The following is a 25,334-nucleotide window of genomic DNA, read 5'->3' as shown; positions in this document are numbered from 1 at the left end:
CAGGTGATCCGGGTGCTGGTGGTCGACGACGAGGCCCTGATCCGAACGGGGTTCACACACATCCTCAACGCGTCCGACGACATCGAGGTCGTGGCGGCAGTCCCCGGCAGCCGGGCGGTCCGGACGGCCGAGGAAGTGGGGCCCGACGTCGTTCTCCTCGACATCCGAATGCCTGATGTGGATGGTCTTACCGTGCTGGCCGACCTGTGCGGACTGCCGAACCCTCCGGTGGTCGCCATGCTCACGACCTTCGGCATGGACGAGTACGTGGCGACAGCACTGCGCTCGGGTGCCGCGGGCTTCCTGCTCAAAGACACCGATCCCGCACACCTTGTGCATCTGGTACGCACGTTGGCCGAGGGCGGCGTCGTCCTATCACCCAAGGTCACACGGACCGTGGTGGACGGCTATCTGGACCACGAACCGAGTGAGCCTGCCGCCCGCGCCGTCGCCCGGCTGACCGACCGGGAGCGCGCCATCCTGGTCCTCGTCGCCGAGGGACTGTCGAACGGCGGCATCGGCGGCCGGATGCACCTCAGCGTCGGCACCGTGAAAGAGCATGTCAGCTCCATCCTCACCAAGCTGCGAGTGGGCAGCCGTGTCCAGGCTGCCCTGCTCGCCGAACGCGCCGGCCTGCTGAGACTCCCGCAGGAAGGAGAGGACAGGTGACACCCCGTCGGGTCGGTGTCGTCACCGCACTGCTGGACGGCACGCTCATCGCGGCCTCGCTGCTGGATGTCTGGGTCAACGTCGATACCGAGGACCAGCTGGCCATGGCCTGCGGCCTGCTCGCCACCGCGGGTCTGGCACTGCGTCGTCGGCTGCCCCTCCTCACCTTCGTTCTGACCCTGCCCGCGACCCTGGTCACCGACGCGGTCTTCGCCACCCTGGCCGCGCTGTACACCCTCGCCTCGCATACACGCCGGCGCTCGGTGCTGGTCGTCTGCGCCGCCGCCTTGACGATCAGCGACATCGTTCCGTGGCACTGGCCACCGTCGCTGGAAGCGGTCGGGATCTCCGACAGCTCGTTGCTCGTCAGTCTGGGCTACGCCATGGCCACGGCAGCCGCTCCCGTTTTCCTCGGCCAGCTCGTCCAAGCCCGACGCGACCTGACCATGAGACTCGCCGAAGTGTCCGCAGCACGTGAGCGCGAACGACTGCTGACCGCCCAGTCCTTGCTGGCCAAAGAACGCGCACAGCTCGCCAGAGAGATGCACGACGTGGTATCCCACCAGGTCAGCCTTATCGCGGTACAGGCCGGAGCACTTCAGGTGGGCACTCGGGACTCTGAGGTGAAGGACACCGCGGCTGCGATCCGGCGCCTGAGCGTGCAGACCCTTGACGAGCTGCGGCACATGGTCGGCGTGCTGCGCGCTTCCGGCAGCCGTCCCACTGAACTGACCCCACAGCCGTCCCTCGCCGACCTGCCGCGGCTGGTGAGCGGAAGCGGCATCGAGACAGAGCTGCGGACCGACCTTCCCGACGACCTCCCGCCGACCGTCCAGCGAGCCGTGTACCGCACGGTGCAGGAAGCACTGACCAACGTCCGCAAGCATGCGCCCGGAGCAACGGCGACGGTCTGCGCCAACCACGAGGACGGGACTGTCCACATCACGGTCACCAACACGGCCCCCGAAAGTCCGGCCCTCCCCCTGCCCGGCGGACATCAGGGTCTGGTCGGCCTGCGTCAGCGCGCCGAACTCCTCGGCGGCACTCTCCGTCACGGCCCCACGGCCGATGGCGGCTACGAACTCCACCTTGCAGTCCCCGCCCGGGGCGCCTGGGTCACAGGATGAGCCCGCCGGACTCCGGGGCGCGGAGCCACCCGGCGCCGCAGGGGTCAAGCGGACGCCCAGTCGGGCTCCGGCTCGGGGGCCGCCCGGCGTGCGGGATTCCGCTCAGTGGCTGTCCTTCGATTCGACGGCGAGGCGCCTTGTGAACGCGTTGCCGCCGTCCTTCGACTCGTACACCCCGGTCTGGGTGGCCGCCAGAACGTGCTCGGCGTCAACGGCGGTCAGAGCCTGGGGCCGGCCTCCCGGCACGGTGGAGACCTCTTTCCAGGTGCTCCCGCCGTCGCTGCTGCGGTGCAAACCGCCGGAGGTGTCGATGCCGTACAAAGCCCCTTTCGCCGCCCAGGAGAGGAAGGCCATCACCGGCTCCTCCCCCTTGGCGAATGTCTTGCCGCCATCGGTGCTCCGGGCTATGCCATCGGCGGTCGTGGCGAGGACGAGACTGGGGTCCTGTGGGCTGACCGCGATGTCGAGGGCTTCCAGCCGCGCCCCGTCCTTCCAGGAGACGCCGTCCGTGGTCGTGCGTACCTGGCCGTGGGTGGAGTCGTAGCCGTAGACAGTGCCATGGGCGAAGTCCAGGGCGTGGAAGTCGGACTCGCCCGACAAGGACAGGGACTTCCAGGTCCTGCCCGCGTCGGTGCTCTTGATGAGCCCCTTGTTGCCTCCGGAGGTCGGGTGGCCGCTGGCGTAGAACGTCTTGTCGCCGGCCACGGTGAAGCCCATGAAGTCGTCCTTGCTGTCGCCCACCAGCTAAGGCCCTCCCTGGGCGTCGGGGGTGTAGACCCCTTCGTGGGTGGCGACGTAGAGGCGCTGGCCGGCGGGGTCCAGACCGACACCGTGGATGTGGCTCACGGTCGTCCCGGAAGCGGCGGACGAGCCGGCCGCGTCGTCGCTGCCTCCGCCGTCGGAGCATGCGGCAAGGGCGAGGGTGAGAGCCAGGGCGGTGGTGGTCACTGCGGCGGGGCGCTTGTTCATGATTCCTCGGGATGCGTACGGGTGCACAGGAGCGGCGACCGCCGTGACGGTCGGCCGGCATGGGGAGAGGACCGCCCGGGCTCCTCGCGTGCGCGCCTCGGAGCCTGGGCGGTCAGCGGGTGATGGGGATCAGAGCCGAGCGAGGATCTTCTCGAACTTCTCGACCTCGGCGGACTGGGTCTTCACGACGTTGGCGGCGAGCTTCCTGGCCGTCGCGTTACGGCCGTTCTTCTGCTCGTCCTCCGCCATGGTGATCGCGCCCTTGTGGTGCTCGATCATCATCTCCGCGAACATGCGGTCGAACTCGGCGCCCTCGGCGGCCTGGAGCTGGTTCATGTCCTCGTCGGACATCATTCCGGACATCCCGGAGCCGTGGTCCATGCCGCCGGACCCGTGGTCCATGCCGGGCATGCTCTCCTCGGCGGACTCCGGCTTGCCCCAGGCCTTCAGCCAGGACTTCATGGTCCGGATCTCGGGGTCCTGTGCCTTCTCGATGTCCGCTGCCAGGGTCTTGATCTCCGCGTCGGAGGCCCGGCCGCCCGCGAGCTTGGCCATCTCCAGAGCCTGCTCGTGGTGCGGGATCATCATCTGGGCGAACGTGACGTCAGCGTCGTTGAACGCCCCGGGCGCCGGGGTGTCGCCCGCCTCCTGGGTGGGCGTGGCGGAGGCGGAGCTGCCGCTGCCGTGGTCCATGCCCTCCATGTCGTTCCCACCGCAGGCGGCGAGCAGCAGCCCGCCCGTCATGGTGACGCCCACCACCGCGAGACGGCGGCGAAGACGACGGTTCAGGGCGTGGTTGTAGGCAGTCATGTGTGGAGTACCTCTTGTGGTCCGTTCTGTGGTTGTGGCGTACACGTCTGCGCGGGCAGCACTGAATGGGCCGCGCGGCGGTTCGGCCTAGATCCGCAGAACTGACAACTGAGAGAGTAGTGGTCTTGGTGGCGGAGTGTCAGGGCGTGCCAGGGCCATCGATCGAGCCAGAAGGGCGGTCAAACGCTCTTGCCGACCTGCCACCGCCGCCCGCAGGAACAGCCCGAGCAGCCACACGGTGAGCACCGCCACGCACACGGACATCAGGTCCATGCCGCTCGGGAGCTCGTGCACCGGCAATGTGGCAGCCGACGCCCCGGTCCCGTGCTCGGCCATCACCTCGGACCGGGCCGGGGGCACAGGGGCCGGGGCCTCTTGGGCCACGCCGTCCTGGTGGGTACCTGCGACCGCAGGCATGGTGCCGCTCATGCCGTGACCGGACGACTCTTCCGGGTGGCCCATCGTGTGCATGGCGAAGACGCCCAGCGTGAGCATGACGACCAGCAAGAGGTACCCGAAGGCCCCACCTGCGCGCAGCCGCCCGCTCATTCTCAGCTTGTCCTCCGTACTCGACCTACCGGGATACTACTAAGCGACTTGGCAGTAGGTCGCCGCCACTCAGGCCCCGAGCGGGGCCTGGAGCCCATCTCCGTGGAACTGGTACGCGGCCGTGCATCCGCAGGCCGACGAGCCACTGCTCCGCGGCGGCCAGAGCCGTCCGGCGCCCCCGCAGCCTCGCCGGTGGAGGCCACCGTGGCCGTGCCGCCTCACCGACCAGGATGGACATCAAGCGCGTACTCCCGCCGAGCAGCGGCGACACTCACCTGGACGCTGCTCAGGGGGCGAGTGGACCGCCCAGTACGTCAAGGACGGTCCCACCGAGCAGCCCGAGGACGACGGATCCGGTGGCTGACCCGTAGGCGATCACGGCTGCCGTCCGTACTGTCGTCGTACGGGAGTCACCCGCCGGTCCGCGTGCGAGGAACGCGGGGGCAATCCAGCGCAGGTAGTAGAAGAGGGAGGCCACGGTGTTGACGGCTGCGACGACGGCCAGCCAGGCGTAGTCGCCGTCCATGGCTGCGCTGAAGGCCTCCAGTTTGCCGAGGAAGACTGCCGTCGGAGGCGTGCCCACCAGGCCCAGCAGACAGACGACGAGCGAGCCCAGCAGGGCCGGATGAGCCCGCGCCAGGCCCCGGTAGTCGTCGATGGCGTCGGCTCCGGGGAGTGCGCAGACGACGGCGAAGGCCCCGAGGTTGGTCAGCGCGTACCCGGCCAGGTAGTACAGCAGCGCCTCCTGGTCGAGGCCGGTGCGTCCGGCGACGGCCACCGGGAGCAGGAGATAGCCGACCTGGCTGATCGTGGAGTACGCGAGCAGCCGTTTGACGTCCTGCTGGAAGAAGGCCGCCAGGTTGCCCAGGGTCATCGAAGCGACCGAGAGCACCGCCACCAGGTCGGTCCAGGGCAGCTCGGCGTCCGCCAGCGGAACGGCGGCGAGTCTGTAGAGCGCCGCCAGGGCGCCGATCTTCGGGATGGTGGTGAGGAAGGCGGCAACCGGGGCCGAGCTGCCCTGGACGGCATCCGGCACCCAGAAGTGGCCGGGCACACCTCCGGCCTTGAACAGGACACCGGCGAGCAGGGCGAGCGTGCCGACCGCCACCAGTCCGGCCGGTGCCTCAGCGAGCTCGGGGCGCAGCACGGGGTACGCGGTCGCTCGACCGGCGGCGAGCAGGACGGTGATGCCGGTGAGCATCAGGACGCCGAGGAGCGCGCCGACGACGTAGTACTTCAGCGCCGCCTCGGTACCAGGGCTGTCCTTGCGGAATCCGGCGAGCGCGTACGCGGGCACGCTGGCCAGCAGGTAGCCGGCGGCGAGGAGCAGCAGGTCCTGGGCTCCGGCCAGTACGAGGGCGCCCGCAGAAGCCAGCTGGAGCAGGACGTAGAACTCGGTTTCGCCTGGGTGGGCGTGCACGCGTGGCATGGCGAGCGCGAGGACCAGGAGGGTGGCGCCGAGGATGACGATCCTGCTGGTGGCCGTGACCGGATCGATGGCGAAGGACTCACCGAAGGCCGTCTCCACCGGCCCGGCCGCGGCGATCGCGGCAGCCACGATCCCCCCGATGCAGGCCGCGCCCGCCATGGCCCCGGTCAGCCACTGGCGGCGACGCGGCAGCCACGCTCCGAGCAGCAGCCCGAGCACGGCCGAGGCGGCCAGCAGCACCTCGGGGAGGAGGTCGAGGGGGTTCTCGTTCATCCCGGTCATCTCGTTCATCGCGCGAGCAGCTCCAGCACGGCGCGAGAGGCCGGTCCGATGACGTCGAGGACGAACCGGGGCGCGAGGCCGAGGACCACCCCCAGCGCCAGCAGGGGGATGATCGCGAGCCCTTCGTGGAGACGGATGTCGGGGAACGGCCGGTCGGCGCCGGGCGCGACGGTGGGCAGCCGCAGCGGCCCGAGGAAGACCTGTTGCAGGGCGCGCAGGAACAGGCCCGCGGTGAGCAGGATCCCGAGCACGGCAAGGCCGGTGGCGACCGGCTCCGGCCCCAGGCTCCCGGTGAGGATCTGGAACTCGGCGATGAAGCCGGAAAAGCCCGGCAGCCCGAGCGAGGCGAACGCGGCGACGCCGGTCAGCGCGGCGAAGACGGGCGCCCGCCCGGCGACACCCGAGTACGCGGACATCTCGTACGTCCGCCCGCGCCCGTACAGCACGCCGGACAGCAGGAACAGTGCGCCGGTCAGCAGGCCATGGCTGACCATCTGGAAGACCGAGCCGGTGACGGCGAGGCGGCGGGCCTCCTCCTGGCCGGCGCCGACGGCCCCGGCCGCCCCGATCGCCAGGATGATGTAGCCCATGTGGTTCACGGAGGTGTAGGCGACCATCCGTTTGAAGTCGGTCTGGGCGAGGGCGACCAGTGCCCCGTACAGCACGGAGACCACGCCGACGACGACGAAGACGAGCGCGTAGTCGCGCCACGCGCCGGGCAGGACGGGCATCGCGATGCGCAGGAAGCCGTACGTGCCCATCTTCAGCAGCACGCCGGCGAGGATCGCCGACCCGGCGGCCGGGGCGTCGGTGTGGGCGGGCGGCAGCCAGGTGTGGAAGGGCACGGTCGGGGTCTTCACCGCCAGCCCGACGGCGATGGCGAGGAGGATCAGGGCTCCGTAGGCGGAGCGTCCGGCGAGGGGGTTGGCGTTGGTCAGTTCGACGATGTCGAAGGTGTGCGGGTCGGCGGCCAGGTAGAGGCCGATGAAGCCGAGCAGCAGGGCGAGGGAGCCGATGAAGGTGTAGAGGAAGAACTTCAGCGCGGCGCGGGTGGCGCCCTTGTGTCCCCACCCGGCGATGATGAAGTACATCGCCACGATGGACAGGTCGAAGAAGACGAAGAACAGGATCAGGTCGAGGGCCGCGAACAGGCCGAGGCACGTCGTCTGCAAAAAGAGGAACAGCGCCGCGAACTCCCTGACCCGCCGCGTCTCGCGCCACGCGTACAGCGCACAGGCGAGGAACAGCACGCAGGTGACGGCCACCAGCGGCAGGGACAGTCCGTCGACGCCGACGTGGTAGGTGATTCCCGCGCTGGGGATCCAGCGGGCCCGGGTTTCGTACTGCATCCCGCCGTCGGCTCGGTAGCCCGCCCAGACGATCACGGTCAGGACCAGCTCTGTGGCGGTGGTCGCCGCCCACGCCGACAGGAACAGGAGGCGGGGCGCGCTGCGGGGCACGCACAGCAGGAGGGCCGCCATGGCGGTCGGGAGCAGGACGATGGCCGTGAGCACGGCGGTCACCTCACGAGGACGAGGACGACGGCGAGGACGGTGAAGGCGGCGACCGCCTGGGCGAGGTACTGGTGCAGCTGCCCCGTCTGCGGCCTGCGCGCCCAGCGGCCGAGTGCGCGGGCACCGCCCGCCACACCCTCCACGCCGGCGTCGACGAGCCGTTCCACCTGCTGGTTGCTCCACCGGGCCAGCCCCACCGCCCCACGGGCCGTGCCCTCGACCGCGCGATCCAGCACCCGGTCGTCGAAGGCGGCGAGGGCGTCCGCGAGGCGCAGGACCGGGCGCACGAGGAGCGCGCGTGCCGCGTTCTCCAGGCGGAGCCAGTCCGACGCCCAGGTGGTGATCCGGCTGGGCAGGGTGAGAAGTCGGGGGCCGCGGACCCCGACCATGGCCGAGACGGCGACCGCGAGTGCGCCGGACAGCGCGAACTCCCACACCTGCGGGGGAGGCTGGGCTTCTCCGCCGAGCACCCGCTCGACCGCGTTCCGTACGGGCGGGAACGACGTGACGGTCAGGGCGGCACAGGCGACGGCCAGGATTACCAGCGGCAGTCGCGTCACGTAAGGCAGCGGCTCCTCCGTGTCCTCCGTCGCGGAGGCGGGCTGCCAGACGAACCACAGCGCCTTGGCGCTGTAGACCGCGGAGATGACGGCAGCGGCCAAACCGGTGACATACAGCGCCGCGGTGTCTTCCAGGGCGCCGGCGAGGAGTACGTCCTTGGCCGCCCACAGCGCGAGAGGCGGGACCCCGGCGAGAGTCAGCGCCGCGACGCCGAAGGCAAGCCCGACGGTGCGATGCCGCCGGGCCGCACCGCGCAGGGCGGGAAGTGCCTTGGTGCCGAGGGTCGTCAGCCAGGCGCCCGCGACGAGGAAGGCAAGGCTCTTCGCGGCGGCGTGCGCGATGAGCTGGAGGGTTCCGCCGGTGACCGCTCCGGCCCCGGCGGCGAGGACCATGAAGCCGATCTGGGCGCAGGTGGAAGCGGCGAGCAACTGCTTGAGGTCGGTCTGCGCCACGGCGACCAGGCCGAGCACGACCGCGGTCACCGCACCCGTCCACGCGACGACGGGCCCGCCCCACCCGGACGCGGACAGCAACGGCTCCAGCCGGAGCAACAGATAGGCCCCGGCTACGACCATGGTCGCCGAGTGCAGCAGGGCGGAGACCGGGCTCGGGCCCTGCATGGCCCTGGACAGCCAGAAGCTGAGGGGCAGTTGCGCGGACTTGCCGAACGCGGCCGCGATGACGCCGGCGGTGATGACCGTGGACCAGGCGCCGGTCGTGTCCGGGAGCTCATCGAGGGCGAGGGAAGGGGCCTGTCCGCTCGCCAGCGCCGCCCCGGCGGCCAGATAGAGGCCGAGGTCGGCGGCGCGGGTGGTGAGGAAGGCCGTGTTGGCCGCATCACCGCGCTCGGGGTCGCGCCACCAGTAGCCGATCAGCGCCCAGGAGGTGGCCCCCATGACCTCCCACGCCATCAGCAGGACCGGCAGCGTGGTCGCGGTGACCGTGGTCAGCATCGCACCGCTGAACAACAGCATCAGCCCGAAAAAGCGGGCACGGGCCTCGTCCGGCCCGATGTCCGCGACGCTGAAGAGGAGAACGGCCGCGGTCACCGCCGTGACGGTTACGACCATGAGCCCCGACAGTCCGTCGGCCGCGAGCCCGGCGGGGAGCCCTTCGAGCAGTGGCGCTTCGGCCCGCGGGTGCTCGAACGCCACCGCGACGGCGAGGCCGGACGCGGCTACGGCCGTGCCGACCGCGATACCGGGGGCGTATCGGTCCACTGGGCGGCCGGCGACCGCCAACAGCGTCCCCACCGCCAGCGGCAGCGCGACGAGCGCCCACAGCAGCGCGCTCACTCCCTCAACTCCGCCGCCATGTCGGTCATGTCGACTTCACGAGCCCGGAAGAGCGCGGTGACCACGGCGAACCCGATGGCCATCTCCACCGCCATCACCGTGACCGCGAGGACGACCAGCACCTGTCCTTCGGCGGCGGCCGGGGCGACGTAGTGCCAGACGGCCGCCGCACCGACGATGACGCCGCCCAGCATCAGCTCCAGGCCCATCATCAGCATCACGATCGACTGCTGGGTGAGCGCGCCGAACAGTCCGATGCTGAACAGAGCCGCGGCCAGCAGCAGAAAGAGTTCAAAGGTCACCGGCCATCCCTCCCCGCACGGGGTCCTGGGCGGTACCTGCTGTGAGGTCGTCGCCGAACCGGTCGTAACGGCCTCGGCGGGTGGCCAGGACGACGGTGGCGACGATGGTGGCGAACAAGGCGAGTCCGAGGGTCATCATGGTGAGCATCTGCGGCCCCATCAGCGACAAGCCCAGATCCATGGTGGGATCGGCCGACGGCCGGCCGCGCCGGGACGGCCACGGGGCGAGCAGGATCCCGGCGGCGAGCACGGCGAAGAGCGCCGCGCAGATCACGCCCGCGCCCCTCTTGTTGTGGACCATGGTCATCGGCATGAGCCCGGCCGGGTTCATCATGTACATCACCATGAACACGGCCATGATGGCCATCTCGATGGTCATCATCAGCACGATCACGACCCCGAGGTAGTCCAGCCCGAGCAGCAGCACCTCGCCGCCGACACACAGCAGCGAGGTCAGCAGCGCGTACGTCGCCCGGGCCATGGAGTCGAACCGGAACACCATGACGCCACTGGCCACCGCCAGCAGGGCCAGCACCCAGAAGATCACGTCGTCAAGCATGGCCAGCACCTCACTCATCGGTTCAGGACGACGACGGCCACGACCAGCGCCTGAAGCAGCGTCAGCGGCACCGGCACCATCCACGCCAGCTCCATGTACCGCTCCATCCGCAGCGTGGGCACCAGGCGGCGCCCGGCCACCAGCAGCGCCAGCACCGCCGCGGTCTTCAGCAACGTCCACGCCCAGCCCGGCAGCAGCGGTCCGTGCCCTCCCCCGAGGAACAGCGGCACGCTGAAGCCGGCGGTCACCACGAGCAGCAGCCACCGCCCGCCCAGAAACACCAGCCGGTCCACGCCCGCCAGTTCGGCTGCGGCACCACCGGCCGCGTCCCGCGACAGCGGATGTTCGAACGGCCCCCAGAAGGCCATCGCGAGCGCGCTCAGCAGATAGACGACGAAGGCGGCAGGCATCCACACCGCGAACCACAGCCCGTCCTGAGCCGCGACCACGTCCCCGACCCGCAGGGACTCTGCACCGAGAGCGGCGGTGGTGATGGCGAACATGTGCGGGAGTTCGTACGCCAGTCCCTGAGCGAGGAACCGGTACCCGCCGATCAGCGACAGCGCCGAGTTCGGCCCCCAGCCCGCCAGCCACACCGCCGCCCAGGCCAGCGCCTCCATGGCGTTGAACCACACGACACCGACGGACGGATCGCTCACGGACCGAAAGCCCCACGGCAGTACGGCACCCGCCAGCACCGCGGCCACCGGAACCAGCACCACGCCCAGCCTGCCGAGCAGCCGGTCCGCGGCCGTCGTACGGCGCGGCTGCTGGACGAGCAGCCGCAAAGCTTCCCGTAACGGAGCCACGGCACGCAGCCCGGCCTCCCGGATGCTCCCGGGGGAACCCCGCTCGGCCGAGCCGGACAGCACCGCATCGAACCCGGCCGTAACCACGGCAGCCACCGCCAGGGCGACAGGAAGGACGATGGTCGCCCACAGGGGCGCGGCATCAGACATGGGCCGCCCCGGACACGGTCGCGAGCGCGAGTTCCTCGATGTCGGGGTCCAGGCTGGCGACGATGACCCGCGCGCAGGCGAACTCGGCGCCGGTCAGCAGCTCCGGAAGGATGTCGAGCAGGGCCTGTGACGGCGGCTGTTCTCCGTCGAGCCGTCCGCGCGGGCCGGTGAGTTCGTCCGGCGTCAACGGCCGCTCGTCATCGAGCCCATCGAGGCCGCGCCCGATCTCGCCCAGCCACATCAGCAGCCGGTCGTAGGCGTCCCCGTCCGCAGCGAGCGCCGGCCCGGTCGCCCCTACCGCCCGCGCTCTGGACGACGGCAACTCCCCCAGTCCGGCGACCGTCCAGCGAAGGGTGCGCGACCTCTCCACCTTGCGCAGTGCGCCGCGCAGGTCACCGCTGATCCCCTCACGCGACGCTCCGGACAGCAACTCGTCCCGCAGCCGACGGCACCGCGCTGCGGCGTCGTCCCAGCCGACGACAGCCAGGAGCCGCCCCACGCTGTCCAGATGCGCGGCACAGCGCCGACGCGCCGCACTCCCCCTCGTGACCTCCTCGCCCCGCGCGGCCCGCAGCCACGGTTCGTCCCAGAAGGGCAGGCGAAGGCCGGACGGCACGGGGAGATGGTCCACCTCAACGCCCTGCACGACGTCACCCTGCAGAGTGAGCCGGAGAATGAGCCCCGTTGGCCAGTCGGTCAGGCCGGGGCCGATCGGCACGTGCAGCTGGTCGAGCCTCAACTCGTCACGGTCATCGCCCCGCTCTGCCATCGGCAGGCCTGCGACCTCCCCCATGGCGTGCATGTCGTGACCCATGTGATCCATATGGCCGGCATGGTCTTCATGATCCATGTGGTCCATGTGCGCCGCATGGTCGTCGGGCTGGTGATTCTCATGACCCTCATGACCGGTGTGAGCCGCGTGGTCGCCGTGGCCGTGCTGCCCGCCGTGCGCATGGCCGCCAGGCTCGCCCACAACGGTCTCCTGCTGGTCGCCTGCGTCGGCCTGACCCGGGGTCACCGCCCCGTCCGCCAGACCCCTGCACGCCATGTCGAGCACGTGCGCGACCTGTCCGGCCTCCCGCACCACGATCCGCACGACCGGCTCCGGCATCGACCGCTGGATGCCGTCCAGCCACTCCGCGCCCCCCGGTTCCGGGGCGCCGCAGACGACCAACAGGTCGGCGTCGGCCGGGGCGCCCGCCACCGGCCACCCCCGCCGACGCACCTCCGCCTCCACCGCCATCCGGACTTCCGTCGCTCCAGGCAGCGTGACCGTCAGCACCGCCGGGCGCTGCATCGCGGTACGCCGCAAAAGGCTCCTCAGGTCCACCTCAGGGCCCCCTCACGCCAGGCGTAGGCCACCGCCGCGAACAGGATGCCCAGGAAGAGAAACATCTCCACGACGGCCGTGGTGCCCACCTCGGAAACGACCTTCACCCACGGGTACATGAACAGCATCTCCATGTCGAAGGCCAGAAAAATCATGGTGACCGCGTACCAGCGCACATGAAACCGGGACACAGCGTGCTCACCCGGCTTGAGGCCCCCGGCGAAAGGACCCGTTTCGAGGGGAGTCCGCGCTGCCGCGAGCCAGAGCCCCAGTCCATACAGAGCAGCCAGACCTGCCCCTACCACGCCGAGAAGGACCAGCATCGGCAGCCATGCGTTCATCCCGCCCGACCTCCGTCTTCGGCGTCGTACCGCTTATGTTGCGCGATCGGCTGGTTCGGGCCGTGCAGGCGCGGCCCATGGCACTGGGTGAGGCGAACAAAGCATCCACTAAGGACATTAGTGGATGAGGAGCCACCGCCGCCGCGGTCGACGAGGCCGGCTACGAGCTCGTCGGCGGCGAGAGCCAGTGAACCGGCGGACGGAACCGCTGCGCCGGTCCGCCGGTCATCCGTTCGTCAGGCTCGCGTCCGCGGCCCTTCTCCAGGCCGCGGCCCACGTCGTAGCGCTCCGCCCGGAAGGGCAGGGCCCAGCAGGGGTGGGGCACCGTGTGGTGCCCCACCCCTGCGCCAGAGGGCCGGTGAGCCGGTGGGTCAGACGGCGGCGGGAAGCGCCTCGGAAGCAGACGGCGCCGCCAGTCGGCCGGTGCGATGCAGGCCGTACAGGGCTGCCGCGCACGCCAGGCCGAGCGCGACCAGCGTGATCCACGGCAACGCGGGCATCCCTGCCGCGCGGGCGGCGTCGAGCGCGACGCCCGTGCCCAGGTTCCCGACGGTGATACCGATGCCGCAGATCGTGTTGTACAGCCCGTAGTGGGTGGCGACGAGACGGTCGCCGGAGAGGCGGACGATGGTGTCCATTTCAAACGGGTAGGCGATCATCGTGCCGACGGCCAGCAGCAGCGCGGCGAGCGTCGGCGGCACGGCCGCGAGCAGCCACAGCCCGATCCGGGACTCCGGTACGGGTACGGCGGTGGCCGCCAGCAGAGGCACGAAGGCCAGGCCCATGGCCGCCAGCCCGCGCACGAGCGCCTGCCCGGGCTCGTACCGCGCCTTGCACCAGGCCGTCACCCGCGTCTGGCCGAGGATCGTGCTCAGCCCGGACACGGCGAAGAGTACCGCCACCGCCGCCGTGCCGGACTCCCCGTCGCCGCCGAGCCGGCGCACCTCCAGGGGCAGCGCCAGGTAGACCTGGAAGGACAGGACGTACGAGCCGATCATGGCAACGGAGAAGAGCAGGAACGGCCGGTTGGCGAGGATGCCGCGCCACTGGGCGAGCACTCCCTGACCGCCGTCGCCGTCCTGCCGCTTGGCGTCGGCGCGCCGGGCGGGCAGTGCGCGGATCTGTACGACGCTCAGCAGCGCGAAGATCGCGGCCGCCACCAGGCAGGTGACGCGGAAGTCCACCCCGGTCAGCACCATGCCCACCAGCGGGCCCAGCAGGATCCCGGCCTGGTAGAACACGTTGAACAGGGCGAACGCCTCGACCCTGCGCTCCCCCGCGTCGGCCGCGAGGTACGCGCGTACGGCCGGGTTGAACAGCGCCCCGGCCAGCCCTGTGGCCGCGGAGGCGGCGAGCAGTGCGGGCAGGGAGTCCACGAGTCCCAGCGTGGCGAAGCCGAGGGTGCGCAGCACGCATCCGGCGATGATCATGGGCTTGTAGCCGAGCCGGTCGGCGAGCGTGCCGCCGACCAGGAACATGCCCTGCTGGCTGAAGTTCCGTACACCGAGGACGAGTCCCACGATCCAGCCGGCCAGCCCGAGCGTCCCGGACAGGTGAGCGGCCAGATAGGGCATCAGCATGTAGAAGCCGAGGTTGATGGTGAACTGGTTCACCATCAACAGCTGGACACTGCGTTCGTACGACCGAACCTGGATGAACAGCCCCTTCACCGGTCCTCCTCAGCGGGGTCGGACTCGACGGCGGGAACGTCCTCGGCGACGTGTTGCTCCGTGTCGTGCAGAGTGAGGGGGTCGACCACGGTGGTGCACCGGGTCCAGCGGGTGACCTCCTTTTCGTCCAGGCGGCCGATCAGCTCCGGTTCGGGCGCCGGAGGCGAGTCCAGCAGGCCGTGGGCGGCGCAGTAGTCGTCGTCGTACACCGTCCCCAAGTAACGCTGCGGGCCGTCGGGGAAGACCGCGACGATCCGTGCGTCCGCGGGCATCGTCCGGGCCAGCCAGCCGGCCACCAGCGCGACCGCGCCGACACTCCACCCGCCGGTGGCGTAGTGGGAGGCAGCCAGTTGGCGGCAGGTCCACACGGCCTCGTGCGGGGCGACCCAGTGCACCTCGGAGAACTGCTCGTAGGCGACGTTGCGGGGGTAGATGCTGGAGCCGAGGCCGCGCATCAGCCGGGGCCGCGCGGGCTGGCCGAAGATCGTCGAGCCGGTCGTGTCCACGCCGACCACGGTCAGCTCCGGGTAGAGCTGCCGCAGCACCCGTGAGACACCGGCCGAGTGGCCGCCGGTGCCGACGCTGCACACCAGCACGTCGATATGGCCCATCTCGGCTGCGAGTTCGAGAGCCAGCGGGGTGTAAGCGGCGACGTTGTCGGGGTTGTTGTACTGGTCCGGGCACCAGGAGCCGGGGTGCTGCTCCAGCAGCCGCTGCACCCGGTCGCGGCGGGCCTGCTGCCAGCCGCCCGTGGGATGGGGCTCGGAGACGACGTTGACGCGAGCGCCGTACGCGGTCAGCAGCCGGGTCATGGACAACTCCAGCCCCGGATCGGTGACCAGGGTGACCGGGTGGCCGTACACCATCCCGGCCAGCGCCAGCCCCAGTCCCAGGGTCCCGCTGGTGGACTCGATGATCCGCCCGCCGGGCCGCAGGTCGCCACGGGCCCGGGCCCGCTCCACCATGTGCAGCCCCGGACGGTCCTTGATGCCGCCGGGGTTGAACCCTTCGAGTTTCGCCCAGAAGCCATGTCCGGCCGGGGCCAGCGGCTCCGACACCCGAAGCAGCGGGGTGTTGCCCACCAGCCCGGACAGGGCCGACTGGCCCGAGTTGACCGCCGCCTTGGTCAATGACTGCATGTCTGTGTTTTCACTCTCGCTCGATGAATGCACGGTGAGGGTTCATCTCGCGCGCCACGTCGACAGGACGGACCTTGGGTCCGCGTTTCGGGCATTGGCGCGCGGCAGCCGTGAGATCGGTCGGCTGCGAGCGAGTGGTCTAGATCCGCCACCGCGACGTACGGACGAGCGCCACACGGCCGGTGCGTGCGCGGCGACGTCTGCGGGATTCTTGCCGTACGAGGGGTCTCCCCAGCACAAGGGACACGGCGATGAGTACGACCACGGCCATCGCGCCGAGGGCAAGATCCTCCACCGACTGGGCCCCTGCACGGACGATCACGTCCGCCGTGCACTCCTCGGCCCGGTGAGGACCGTGGGGCTCATGGGGCTGCTTATGGGGCTCGTGGGGCTCCCCGCCCACGGCCATCGCCGACGAAGCGGCAGGGACGGACACCGGCCCGTGCGTCTCCTCGGACAGGCCATGAATGACGGCGCACAGCATGAGCGCCATCAGCAGGGCGCCGCGGATCGCCGAGACAAGTCGGCGCCGCCTTGATGAGCCGCATGGGGCCGATCTGGCATGCGCAGGCATACGGGAATGTGTCGGCACAGGTCCTCCGCGCTGCTGCCACGTCTCCGACGGAGCCGGAGCAAGGCGCAGGCATGGGTGGGGGCAGGACGGCATCGACGAACGTGACGACCCATCATCAGCACGGGACACGACGCTCGTCGCGCGGTATCAGCCGAGCCGGTGACTACCGGCAGGCCGGCTGGAGGACTCCGTACTTCTAGACCTGCTGCACCACGGAGGCTGCTCTCAGGGCCGCGGGTGGGGCACCGTCCATGGGGCTACGAGCGACAGACGCTCGCACGGCCGAGGCGTCGTCGGCACTGGCTGATTCGCGAACCGACGCTGCAAAGCAGGGCGATGTCAGGCCCGGACCCTGCTGTGGCTGACCGGATGCGCAATGCTCGCCAGGATGTGACGCATCATGACCACCGTGGTGATCGCCCGGTTCCGCGGCGAACAACGGCGCAGGTCCGACGGCTGGATGGCGAACCTCGTCGCCCGAGAAAGCCGCAGGTGCCGTTGCGCTGGTCGAGATGTGCCCTTTGACACTGTCGACATGCGCGCCGTGTGTGACGAGGATCCCGAACAGCAGCACGACCAAGGCCGGCAGGCGCAGCAACGGACCCGCACCGGGGCGGGTCCTGACTGTGCGCCAGAGCGACCAAGCCGTAACCATGCCGTGATCCTAGCGGCTCATCGGCAGTGATCGACCACCACTCCTGAAACACCGGGTTAACTCGTCAGGGGAATGGCTTGTTTGCTGCGGCGAGTGTGCAGGTGACACTCAGGAGCGTCGATGCAGCCGCCGCATTCGGGCGCGGGCCCGGCACCGGACTCCGGTGGGCGATCATGCCCCCTCGCGGTCGGGATCGCGAGAGGCAGACCTCGCCCAGCATGAACGACCAGTGGTCAGGAAAGACCTTGCGCATGCCGCGCGGAGGCGTTTGTGTGATGGACTCGGTGCTCAAGTGCGCTCCAAGGAGGCAGGACCAACGGGCTCTTCGGGCCGAAGATCTCTCGGTGTCGTCGGGGAGGTGGAAGGTGGACGGGTGTCAGACACCCGGGGGTGCGGAGAGCCGAGCAGGCCGTGTTGCCTCCCGGTAACCGGTCGTGTCTGCCCGGGAGAGCCGGATGTGAGCCCAGCGGCGGGCGGCCGCGCCAAGGCAGGTGAACGTCACGCTCAGGGTCATGCCGAGCATGAAGTGCAGTGAGAGAGATCCACCAGACCGCCCGGACGCTCCTGGTCACCAAGGGGTCGACGGCGGTCACGATCAACGCGGTAGCACGCGAGATGGGTATGAGCGGCCCTTCGCTGTACCACTACTACGCCAGCCGGGACGCCCGACGCCCCGCTCGCGGAGCGGCTCCTGGCCGCCTGCCGCGCGATGCGCACATGGGCCGTGCCCCATCCCGCCGAGTTCGAGTGGATCTTCGCGAGTCCCATGAGCGGTGCGCAGCACCAGCCCGGCTCGGCCCGCTTCCAGGCCGGTCTGCGCTTCGCGTACGTCCTGCTCGACATGCTCATCGAGTTGTGGAACACCCAGCCGTTCCCGGTGCCGGACCTGGACGAGCTGCCCGCCTCCCTGCGCGAGCAACTGCGCGCCTACTCACGCCTGGTCGACGGGCGCCTGCCGCCCGAGGCGGTGTACGTGTACGTGACCAGCTGGACCACGCTCTACGGGCTGCTGTGTCTGGAAGTCCTCCACCAGATGGACTTCGTCCGGGCCGACATGGGACCGCTCTTCGAACAATGCCTCGACGAACTGGCCGAGGCTCTCGGCCTGAGCACGGAGTCCTGACCACTGCACTGCCCTCCTGCGGCGGGTCCGAAGAGCGGACCGGGGATCTCGTACAAGCCGACCGACGGCCAAGCGAGTCGGCGACGCCAACGCGGCGGGCGCACTGCGTCCGTGCCGAAGCGTCTGCGGTGTCGCAGGAGGTGGGGTGGGCGAATCGCCCGGGGACACGGCAGATCGGCATGTGCCATGGCCGTTGTGACATGGAGGAGGTGACAGGCAGGGAAGCGAGGCTCTGAGCAGCCGCACCGTGAAGGCGGCGGACTGTGAAGGAGCGATCTCATGGGCCGATACGATCTCGCCCTCATCGGGTTCGGAGGCGTCAATCGCGCGCTCGCCGAGCTGATATCCCAACGAGGGGACCGCCTGGCCAGGGAGCTGGGCTTCGCCCTGCGGGTGGTGGCGATCACCGATCTGCGGGCCGGTTCCCTGGTGGACACCGACGGTATCGATCTGGCGCCGCTGCTGGCGGCCGATCCCGGGGAGCTCAGCTTCGCGGGCCTTGCCGGCGGCAGCGCTGATCCGCGCAACGAGTGGGTGATCCGCGAGGTCCCGGCCGACATCCTCGTGGAGGCGACGTTCACCAACCCCACCGACGGCGAACCCGCCCTCTCCCATGTGCGCTGGGCCCTGGAATCGGGCAAGCACGTGTGCACCACCAACAAGGGACCGGTCGCACTCGCCGGCCGTGCACTGAAGCGGCTGGCTGCCGAGCGCGGTGTCGGCTTCGAGTTCGAGGGCTCGGTACTCAGCGGCACCCCCATCCTGCGCACCGCCGAGCGCCTGTTCGGCGGCCTGGAGATCACCGGCGTCCAGGGCATCATGAACGGCACCTCTAACTACATCCTCGGCCGCCTCGAAGAGGGCATCGAGCTGTCGGCGGCCATCGCCGAAGCCCAGGAACTCGGGTACGCCGAAGCCGATCCCACCGCGGACATCGAGGGCCACGACGTCCAGCTCAAGGTCATGATTCTGGCCAACGAGGTCCTCGGCGGAGACCTGCGCCGCGAGGACGTCTTCTGCGAGGGCATCTTGGCGATCACCCCCCACGAGGTACGGGACGCCGCCTCGAAGGGGCTGCGCTGGAAGCTGGTCGGCTCCGCCACCCGCCACGAGGACGGCAGCGTCGATGCCCGCGTCGCCCCGCTCGCCCTGCCCGCCGATCACCCGCTGGCGGGGATCTCCGGTCCCGTCAACGCGGTCGCCTTCCACACCGACCTCCTGGGCACCGTCACGGTCTGCGGGCCGGGCGCCGGGCGCATCGAGACCGCCTACGCCCTGCTGTCGGACATCATCGCCATCCACCAGCGCCACGCGGACGACGACACCGCCCCCACCCGCCCGGTTCTCCAGGAGACTCACCGTGTCTGACACCGCCGTGCCCCCCGGCATCGAATTGGGCGCCGACACCACGCCCGTGCACAACCCCTACACCGGCGAGGTCATCGCCTCGGTGCCCACCGTCGACGCGGGCGCCGCCGGCAGCATCCTGCAGCAGGCCAGGTGCGGGCGCCGTACCGCGGCCGCGCTGTCCCGCGCCTCCAGGGCCTCCGTCCTGGAACGCGCCGCCCGCCTGATCGAGCGGCGCACCGAATCCTTCGCCCGGCTGATCGTCAGCGAGGCCGGCAAGACCATCACCCAGGCCCGCAAGGAAGTCGCCCGAGCGGTCAACACCCTCTCGCTGTCCGCGGCCGAGGCACGGCGCAACGCCGGCGAGGTCATCCCCTTCGACTCCTACGAGGGCTCGGAGAAACGGCAGGGCTGGTTCACCCGCGAACCGCTGGGCATCATCGCCGCCATCACCCCGTTCAACGATCCCCTCAACCTGGTCGCCCACAAGCTCGGCCCGGCCATCGCCGGCGGCAACGCGGTCATTCTCAAACCGTCCGCGCTGACCCCGCTGTCCGCGCTGCGCCTGGTCGACACCCTCATCGAGGCCGGCCTGCCCGAGGAGATCGTCACCGTCGTCAACGGCCATGCCGACATCGGCGCCGCGATCGTGGCCGCCCCCGACGTGCGCATGGTGTCCTTCACCGGCGGATTCGCCACCGGCGAGGCCATCTCCCGCACGGCCGGCCTGAAAAAGCTCGCCATGGACCTGGGCGGCAACGCCCCGGTCATCGTCATGGACGACGCCGACCTGGACGAGGCCGTCGCCTCCTGTGTCTCCGGTGCGTTCTGGGCCGCCGGCCAGAACTGCATCGGCACCCAGCGGATCCTCATCGCCGCCGAGGTCTACGAGCGCTTCCGCGACGCCTTCGTCGCCCGCACCAAGCTGCTCCGCGTCGGCGACCCCCTCGACGAGCACACCGACGTCGGCCCCATGATCACCCCGCAGGCCGCGGCCGCCACCCGGGCCAAGGTCGACACGGCGGTGGCCCAGGGCGCCGTGCTGCTGTGCGGCAATCACGTCACCGGCGCCCTGTACACGCCGACCGTCCTGGTAGACGTCCCGGCGACCTGCTCGCTCTGGCAGGAGGAGGTGTTCGCCCCGGTCGTCGTGCTGCAGCCGTTCACCTCCTTCGAGGACGCCATCGAGCAGGCCAACGCCATCGACTACAGCCTCCACGCGGGCATCTTCACCTCGCGCCTGGACCGCGCCCTGACCGCGGCCCGCCTGCTGGAAGCAGGCGGAGTCATGATCAACGACTCGTCCGACTACCGCTTCGACGCCATGCCCTTCGGCGGCTTCAAGTACGGCAGCATGGGCCGCGAAGGCGTGCGCTTCGCCTTCGAGGAAATGACCCAGCCCAAGGTCGTCTGCGTCAACCACATCACCGACGTGGTCCAATGACCGCCCTCCGCACCGAGCGAACCCCTGGCACTGAACGGTAACCGGCGGGGACCTGCCGATGCGCTGCTCACCCCGGCTCCGTTGAACTCCGCGGTTCTCGCCTACGGTTGACCACCCTGGACAGGGTGAGCGCGGTGACCGTGTCCCGTACACCGGGCATCTGGGCGATACTCTCCCAGATGCCCCGTACGCGTTCCAGTGAGGCCGCTTCCACGCGCACCACGATGTCGAAGTCACCGCTGAGGATCTCGCAGATGACGACCTCCGGAATGCGCTTGAGTCCGGCCAGGACGTCGCCCCCGCGCATACGGTCCTCGCGGTAGACGAGGACCAGCGCCGAGACGACATCGCCGGTGTCCTCGCCCGCGCGGACGATGGTGTAGCCGGCGATGTGGCCCCGGCGCTCAAGCCGTTCGATGCGCTGGCGCACCGCATTGCGGGACAGCAGCACCTTGCCGGCCAACTCCGAGTGCGAGATGCGGGCGTTGCGGGTCAACTCGGCGAGGATCTTCTCATCGATGGCGTCCATGGCGGACCGTCTCCTTCGCGGATCGTCTTCGGCATCCCGGCTCACTTCGGCGAGATCACCCGTGACAAGGGTGTGCTCGTCGGTGTGCTCCTCCACCCGGCCGGCAGGAAGTTGGCCGCACCGAGGAGGTCCGCGACGAAGTGGGTTCCGGCCGTTCGAACAGTCCCCCGGGGGTGTCGAACTGCTCGATCCCGCTTGTCAGGGCGCCGAGCGGTTCGTCCATGAGGCCCGGCGGGCGGTGGACCAGGGACCGGCGATCTCTGCAGACGTCACACCGACGGCGACGACATCACCGTAGGTCTTGCGCAGGGCCGTGTCTTGCGCAGGGCCATGTCTTGCGCAGGGTGACCTGGGGGCGGATCAATGGGCGGGATGAGGCCCGTCAGTCGTGGGGGGCGGCGATGGCGGCGAGGTGTGTGCCGGGGCGGACGGACAGCCCGTTCATGTTGTAGATGATCGTTCCGCTGGAGACGGCGGAGACCTTGTGCTCGGCTCCGTCGATCGGGTCGAGGATGCGGCCGATGGGCTGTCCCTCGGTCACCTCGTCGCCGGTGACCGCGTCCGGGTACCAGAGGCCTGCGGCCGGAGACTCGACCTCACCGGTCCAGATCCACTCGCGTGGCTGCACGGTCGGCTGCTTGATGTGCTCCGACGCCTCGATGACGCCGAGGTGGTGCAGGAGCCGGTACAGCGCGTCGAGGAGCCTGCGCACGGTGGCGGGGTCGCGGTCGCCGAGCTTTCCGGTTTCGACGAGGATCGCGGGGATGCCCTGCCGGTTCGCCGCGGCGTGGCTGTTGCCGCCGTCCGGGCTGGTGCCGAAGATGACCCGCTCGTATCCGACCGCGTGGGCCATCGCCTTGTTCTTGGCGTCCAGCTCGTCGTCGCCGGTCAGGCGGTAGCCGACGAAGTCGAGCAGGTGCTGGTCGATGCCGCCGCTGTGCAGGTCGATGTAGGCGTCGGCGCCGTCGATCAGGTGCTCGAAGAGCCAGGCCGCCATCCGGTCGGTGAGGCCGCCGTCCTTGTCGCCGGGGAAGACGCGGTTGATGTTGACGCCGTCCAGCGGTGAGATGTTGAGCCTGCCCCCGTAGACGGCCGGGGGGTTGGCTACGGGGCAGATCACCAGCTGGCCGGCGACCTCGTCCGGTTCCAGAAGCCCGGCCAGGCGGGTCGTGGCGTCGACGGGGATGAACTCGCCGCCGTGGACACCACCGGTGATCACGACCCTGGGGCCGGGGCGGGAGCCGTTGACGAGAATCAGAGGAACGTCCACCGTCGTGATGCCCAGGTCGGCGGGCAGGCTCCCGCGGGTCTTCTGGCCGGGCTCGGCCCGCAGCGGGCCAATGGTCAGGGTCATGTCTTGCCCCTTCGAACTCAGGCGGCGACGCGGCCGTTTGTGGTGACGAAGTCGATCGGATGGGAGGTGCGGCCGTCCAGGGCGAGGTCCGCGGCGATGTCGCCCATGGCGGGCGAGAGCTTGAAACCCTGGCCGGAGAAGCCGGCCAGCAGAACGATGTCGTCGCAGCCCGGCAGCGGGCCGACCAGCGGCCGGGTGCTCTCGGTGTAACCCTCCATGAAGACGGACAGGCGCACCGGGTCGGGGTTCAGGCCGGGCAGGTGGCGTCGCACCGCCGTGGTAAAGGCCTCCAGTTCCTCCGGTGCGACGGTCCGGTTCAGCCGGTTCGGGTCGTCCACCGGCTGGTGGTGGGCCTGGGGCAGTCCGAGCTTGACGGCCAGGCCGTCCGGGGACGGGATGCCGTAGAAAGGGATGTCGCCGCAGCGGATGAAGGCGGGACGCTCCGCGTCTGCCGGGTGGTCCTCGTGGGGCAGGAACCATGCGCTGATCGCGCGGTAGACGCTCACTTCCCACGGCAGGTCGGGCAGCAGGTCGCCCACCCAGGGGCCGGGGGTGACGACCGCGGCGTCGAAGCGCTCCGTGTCGGTGTCGGTGCGGATCTCCACGCCTCCCCCGGTGACGGGAGTGACTTCCCGTACCGGGGTGTAGCGGCGGATGCGGGCGCCCAACTCCTCGGCGCGCCGGGCCGCGGTCTGGACCGTCAGCTCGGGGCGGACGAACCCCGCGTGGGAGTCGAGGACCACCAGGTCGCCGTCGTCGACGCGGAACTGCGGGAAACGCTTGGCCATCGCCTCGGTGTCGATCACCTCGTGGTCGAGGCCGTGCTCGGCGATGCCGTCCATGACGGTACGTATCTCGGGGTCGTCGGCCGGCCCCATGACCAGGGCCCCGGTCAGGCGGCGCAGTTCCCGCCCGGTCTCCGCCTGCAACTGCTTCCAGAGGGCGTCGGCGTGCCGGACGAGCGGCACATAGCGGCCGTCGTGGGTCTGCACGCTGCGGAAGACCCGGGTCTCACCGCCTGCGGCGCTGCGGTCGTGGCCGGGGGCGAAGCGGTCGTAGCCGACGACCTCGGCGCCCCGTGCCGCCAGCCGCCAGGCGGCCTGGCTGCCCATCGTTCCCACGCCGACCACGGCGACGCGCTTCCTCGCAGCTGACACAGGACTTTCCTTTCGTATCGCCGGGCCGCAAGCTGGGCCCCGAGCGTGAGGATGCTTGGTGGCGACTTGGAGGGGGACGCACCCTTGGGGACCCAAGGCTCGCGTTCGTCCCGGGTTATGGGGAGCCGCCCCAGCTCTCGGACGACCTATGTGCCACAATGTGGTACGCTGTGCTATTATCTGGCACAGAGAATGGCAGTGGCTCAGGGAGGAGTCAAGAGGTCCTGCGGGTGGCCGCGTGACTCGACCTCATCTCGCCCGTGACCCTGCCCGTTCTTCGTGCACTGGCGGATGCCGCTTCATCCCGGACGGCGAAGCGGTGACCGCTCCCCCACGCACGGGGCGCTCCGCGCCGGCTTGCTTCTGAGTTCCCGGGGGGCGGCCCTCGCTACGGACCCACCACTGGTGCCAGTTGGGATCGGAGGGTGCCGGCGTGGGGCTGCAGGGAGCCCTCGAAGGCGGCGGAGCCGATGGTGAAGGCGTCGGCTCCGGCTGATGCGAGCGCCTCTATCTGGTCGGTGCTGGCGATGGAGCCGGCGACGACCAGGCGGCCGGTGGTGGCGGCGCGGGCGGCGCGGACCAGGTCGAGAGGGTCGGCATCGGTGGCGCGGTATGCGAGGAGGTCGACGCCGGCGCAGCCGGCGGCCTCCGCTCGTCGGCAGTCATCGGCGATGCGGACCGGGTTGCCGGCGAGGTGAGGGTCTCCTCGATCCAGGTGCCGCCCATCAGCCAGTCGACGCCGAGTTCGGTGGCGGTTCGTACTGAGGCAAGCCTCGAGGCAGTCGGTGACGGTGCGGTCGTCGCGGGTGAGCATGAAGATGAAGTCCATGGTGTCCTTCGGTTTTCTGTGCCGGGCTGATGGGAGCCGGTGAGTCAGGGGCGGCCCGGCGGCCCTGAGGACAGGCGGTCGGCGTGGGTCAGGGCGGCGAGCAGGCTGGTGTGGCCGGCCGTGCCGAGACCTGCGATGTCGAAGGGCGTGCCGTGGTCGACGCTGGTGCGGACGAAGGGCAGGCCGATGGTGATGTTGACACCGTGTTCGATCCCTAGGTACTTGACGGGGATGAGGCCCTGGTCGTGGTACTGGGCGACCACGGCGTCGAAGGCTCCGGCGCGGGCTCGCATGAAGACGGTGTCGGCGGGCCAGGGTCCGCCGGCCTGGATGCCTTCGCTCTGCGCGGTCTGGATGGCGGGGGTGATGATGTCCAGGTCCTCGCGGCCGAAAAGAGCTCCGCACCGCAATCGGCGCGATCACCACAGGCCGTGTACCCGGGATAGGGGACGCCGGACAGACGCAGTGCTTCCTTGTTGATCGGCGCGGTCACCAGAGCCCGTATCTCGTGGGCCATCGCGAGCTGGACACCGCGGCGGACGTACTGGAAGGACGCCGCTCCGGCTCGGGCGTCGAGGTGGCCCCAGGGCAGGTCGGCCGGAAGGCCGTTCTCGGCAAGGACGTCCACCGTGCCGGGTGCGAACTTCCCCTCGTCGACCCATGAGACCGGTGCCGCCGGCGTGTTGCGAGTAGCCCTTCTGCACACCGACACACGACCGCAGACGTGGGACGACTGGCGACATCACCGGCATGAAAGCAGAGCCCGCCTCCCAGCAGACCCTGGAGCACTTCTACCGCGCTCCATGGCCTTCGCCTT

25 protein-coding genes and 2 pseudogenes are annotated in these 25,334 nt (G+C 70.2%); 6 read left to right on the top strand and 21 right to left on the bottom strand.

The window, feature by feature from the left end:
- Window positions 1–3: 3 nt before the first annotated feature.
- Window positions 4–669 carry a response regulator transcription factor gene (locus tag NW895_RS33855; protein ID WP_289940670.1) on the top strand — a complete coding sequence of 222 codons (666 nt, stop codon included), beginning with the start codon at window positions 4–6 and terminating at the stop codon, window positions 667–669.
- A complete protein-coding gene (locus tag NW895_RS33850; RefSeq protein WP_289940585.1) occupies window positions 666–1,796 on the top strand; it encodes a histidine kinase in 1,131 nt (376 codons plus the stop codon). Before NW895_RS33855 ends, NW895_RS33850 begins: the two co-directional genes overlap by 4 nt.
- A gap of 102 nt (window positions 1,797–1,898) precedes the next feature.
- On the opposite strand, the gene NW895_RS33845 is transcribed toward NW895_RS33850, so the two are convergent.
- The 15 genes from NW895_RS33845 to NW895_RS33780 form a co-directional block, all read right to left on the bottom strand.
- Window positions 1,899–2,537 (bottom strand): F510_1955 family glycosylhydrolase, encoded by a 639-nt coding sequence (locus tag NW895_RS33845; RefSeq protein WP_354670140.1) that lies wholly within the window; start codon window positions 2,535–2,537, stop codon window positions 1,899–1,901.
- Window positions 2,538–2,540: 3 nt separating this feature from the next.
- Window positions 2,541–2,765, bottom strand: a complete 225-nt coding sequence (locus NW895_RS41330; protein WP_354670139.1) for a hypothetical protein — start codon at window positions 2,763–2,765, stop codon at window positions 2,541–2,543.
- A gap of 129 nt (window positions 2,766–2,894) precedes the next feature.
- Window positions 2,895–3,575 (bottom strand): DUF305 domain-containing protein, encoded by a 681-nt coding sequence (locus NW895_RS33840; protein ID WP_289940584.1) that lies wholly within the window; start codon window positions 3,573–3,575, stop codon window positions 2,895–2,897.
- Window positions 3,576–3,662: 87 nt separating this feature from the next.
- Entirely contained in the window at window positions 3,663–4,124 is a 462-nt protein-coding gene (locus NW895_RS33835) for a hypothetical protein (protein ID WP_289940583.1), read from the bottom strand.
- 286 nt (window positions 4,125–4,410) lie between these two features.
- Window positions 4,411–5,835 (bottom strand): NADH-quinone oxidoreductase subunit N, encoded by a 1,425-nt coding sequence (locus NW895_RS33830; RefSeq protein ID WP_289940668.1) that lies wholly within the window; start codon window positions 5,833–5,835, stop codon window positions 4,411–4,413.
- A 5-nt stretch (window positions 5,836–5,840) separates the two neighbouring features.
- Window positions 5,841–7,349 carry an NADH-quinone oxidoreductase subunit M gene (locus NW895_RS33825; protein WP_289940582.1) on the bottom strand — a complete coding sequence of 503 codons (1,509 nt, stop codon included), beginning with the start codon at window positions 7,347–7,349 and terminating at the stop codon, window positions 5,841–5,843.
- A 5-nt stretch (window positions 7,350–7,354) separates the two neighbouring features.
- On the bottom strand, window positions 7,355–9,205 hold the full coding sequence (locus tag NW895_RS33820) for a proton-conducting transporter membrane subunit (RefSeq protein WP_289940581.1): 1,851 nt from the start codon (window positions 9,203–9,205) through the stop codon (window positions 7,355–7,357).
- Window positions 9,202–9,507 carry an NADH-quinone oxidoreductase subunit NuoK gene (gene nuoK, locus NW895_RS33815; protein ID WP_289940580.1) on the bottom strand — a complete coding sequence of 102 codons (306 nt, stop codon included), beginning with the start codon at window positions 9,505–9,507 and terminating at the stop codon, window positions 9,202–9,204. The genes NW895_RS33820 and nuoK overlap by 4 nt, the downstream gene beginning before the upstream one ends.
- Entirely contained in the window at window positions 9,497–10,066 is a 570-nt protein-coding gene (locus tag NW895_RS33810) for an NADH-quinone oxidoreductase subunit J (protein WP_289940578.1), read from the bottom strand. Before NW895_RS33810 ends, nuoK begins: the two co-directional genes overlap by 11 nt.
- Window positions 10,067–10,080: 14 nt before the next feature.
- Window positions 10,081–11,025: an NADH-quinone oxidoreductase subunit H gene (locus NW895_RS33805; protein ID WP_289940574.1), complete on the bottom strand. Its 945-nt coding sequence runs from the start codon at window positions 11,023–11,025 to the stop codon at window positions 10,081–10,083.
- Entirely contained in the window at window positions 11,018–12,337 is a 1,320-nt protein-coding gene (locus NW895_RS33800; protein WP_354670138.1) for a hypothetical protein, read from the bottom strand. Before NW895_RS33800 ends, NW895_RS33805 begins: the two co-directional genes overlap by 8 nt.
- A gap of 8 nt (window positions 12,338–12,345) precedes the next feature.
- Window positions 12,346–12,696, bottom strand: coding sequence for an NADH-quinone oxidoreductase subunit A (locus NW895_RS33795; RefSeq protein ID WP_289940569.1), 351 nt, complete (start codon window positions 12,694–12,696; stop codon window positions 12,346–12,348).
- Between the two features lie 371 nt (window positions 12,697–13,067).
- Window positions 13,068–14,366, bottom strand: coding sequence for an MFS transporter (locus NW895_RS33790; protein ID WP_289940568.1), 1,299 nt, complete (start codon window positions 14,364–14,366; stop codon window positions 13,068–13,070).
- Entirely contained in the window at window positions 14,363–15,505 is a 1,143-nt protein-coding gene (locus tag NW895_RS33785; RefSeq protein ID WP_289940566.1) for a PLP-dependent cysteine synthase family protein, read from the bottom strand. Before NW895_RS33785 ends, NW895_RS33790 begins: the two co-directional genes overlap by 4 nt.
- Before the next feature lie 139 nt (window positions 15,506–15,644).
- Complete coding sequence (locus tag NW895_RS33780) at window positions 15,645–15,827, bottom strand: hypothetical protein (RefSeq protein ID WP_289940564.1); 183 nt, start codon at window positions 15,825–15,827, stop codon at window positions 15,645–15,647.
- A 1,438-nt stretch (window positions 15,828–17,265) separates the two neighbouring features.
- Here NW895_RS33780 and NW895_RS41325 point away from each other — a divergent pair.
- From NW895_RS41325 to NW895_RS33765, 4 genes and pseudogenes are all read left to right on the top strand, one after another.
- Window positions 17,266–17,388 (top strand): annotated as a pseudogene (locus tag NW895_RS41325) (TetR/AcrR family transcriptional regulator); the annotation flags it as partial.
- 37 nt (window positions 17,389–17,425) lie between these two features.
- Window positions 17,426–17,857 (top strand): TetR-like C-terminal domain-containing protein, encoded by a 432-nt coding sequence (locus NW895_RS33775; RefSeq protein WP_289940667.1) that lies wholly within the window; start codon window positions 17,426–17,428, stop codon window positions 17,855–17,857.
- A gap of 279 nt (window positions 17,858–18,136) precedes the next feature.
- On the top strand, window positions 18,137–19,225 hold the full coding sequence (locus NW895_RS33770) for a homoserine dehydrogenase (protein ID WP_289940563.1): 1,089 nt from the start codon (window positions 18,137–18,139) through the stop codon (window positions 19,223–19,225).
- The gene (locus tag NW895_RS33765; RefSeq protein WP_289940561.1) at window positions 19,218–20,648 is read left to right on the top strand and encodes an aldehyde dehydrogenase family protein; all 1,431 of its coding nucleotides are present in this window, start codon (window positions 19,218–19,220) and stop codon (window positions 20,646–20,648) included. The genes NW895_RS33770 and NW895_RS33765 overlap by 8 nt, the downstream gene beginning before the upstream one ends.
- A 67-nt stretch (window positions 20,649–20,715) precedes the next feature.
- On the opposite strand, the gene NW895_RS33760 is transcribed toward NW895_RS33765, so the two are convergent.
- The 6 genes and pseudogenes from NW895_RS33760 to NW895_RS41320 all read right to left on the bottom strand — a co-directional run.
- Complete coding sequence (locus NW895_RS33760; protein ID WP_289940560.1) at window positions 20,716–21,177, bottom strand: Lrp/AsnC family transcriptional regulator; 462 nt, start codon at window positions 21,175–21,177, stop codon at window positions 20,716–20,718.
- A 382-nt stretch (window positions 21,178–21,559) separates the two neighbouring features.
- Window positions 21,560–22,531: a succinylglutamate desuccinylase/aspartoacylase family protein gene (locus tag NW895_RS33755; RefSeq protein WP_289940558.1), complete on the bottom strand. Its 972-nt coding sequence runs from the start codon at window positions 22,529–22,531 to the stop codon at window positions 21,560–21,562.
- A 17-nt stretch (window positions 22,532–22,548) separates the two neighbouring features.
- A complete protein-coding gene (solA, locus tag NW895_RS33750; protein WP_289940557.1) occupies window positions 22,549–23,688 on the bottom strand; it encodes an N-methyl-L-tryptophan oxidase in 1,140 nt (379 codons plus the stop codon).
- 388 nt (window positions 23,689–24,076) lie between these two features.
- The gene (locus tag NW895_RS33745; protein ID WP_289940556.1) at window positions 24,077–24,517 is read right to left on the bottom strand and encodes a HisA/HisF-related TIM barrel protein; all 441 of its coding nucleotides are present in this window, start codon (window positions 24,515–24,517) and stop codon (window positions 24,077–24,079) included.
- A gap of 44 nt (window positions 24,518–24,561) precedes the next feature.
- Window positions 24,562–24,927, bottom strand: coding sequence for a 4-hydroxythreonine-4-phosphate dehydrogenase PdxA (locus NW895_RS33740; protein ID WP_289940555.1), 366 nt, complete (start codon window positions 24,925–24,927; stop codon window positions 24,562–24,564).
- Window positions 24,928–25,004: 77 nt separating this feature from the next.
- Window positions 25,005–25,223 (bottom strand): annotated as a pseudogene (locus NW895_RS41320) (4-hydroxythreonine-4-phosphate dehydrogenase PdxA); the annotation flags it as partial.
- Window positions 25,224–25,334: the final 111 nt, after the last annotated feature.

The organism is Streptomyces sp. S.PNR 29 (assembly GCF_030386795.1).
Classification (GTDB): Bacteria; Actinomycetota; Actinomycetes; order Streptomycetales; family Streptomycetaceae; genus Streptomyces.
The sequence above is the reverse complement of the archived record's forward strand: the minus strand, read 5'-3'. Positions and strand labels throughout refer to the sequence as shown.